The following is a 535-nucleotide window of genomic DNA, read 5'->3' on the forward strand; positions in this document are numbered from 1 at the left end:
CTAGTGGACTTTTTAACGCTACCCCTTCCTCTGACAACTTTCTCATTTGAAGCATTGCCTCATATGCATTCAAAACACCATAGCCGCAATATCCATTGTCACAAGAATAATTAAGAAAACCACTTCCCGCTTCACCGACCATTGGTTTGCCTGTCGATTGTTTAAGAATGGTAATGATTTCTGTAGGAGTTAAATCGGGACTTTCGTTGAGCATTAGTGCAATTGTGCCCGTTACTAGAGGTGTCGAAAGACTCGTTCCAGCCGTTTCGGTGTAGTCCAAAGCTCCATCATTATTCGAATCAACGATTGTCGGCAATGAGAGGCGGTCACCATAAGCAACAATGTCTACGTTAACATCAAAGTTAGAAAACCCAGACTTATATCCATCTAATTGGTTTGAGCCTACTCCGATCACACCGGGACAATCTTTTGGTAACCCTGTTTCATAATTAACGCCTCGATTCCCTTGCGCTGCCACAAAAGTAATCCCCTTATCTTGCGCTACTCGAATCGCGTCTTGAACGTCACCACCACA

Annotated in this window: 1 protein-coding gene; it reads right to left on the reverse strand. The window is 43.7% G+C overall.

What is annotated here, in order from left to right; translation table 11 throughout:
• A partial coding sequence (locus tag R7Z50_RS30655) for a S8 family peptidase (protein WP_318150172.1) occupies window positions 1-535 on the reverse strand: 535 nt, incomplete at both ends.

The sequence above is a fragment of the Vibrio sp. 1249-1 genome (assembly GCF_033340495.1).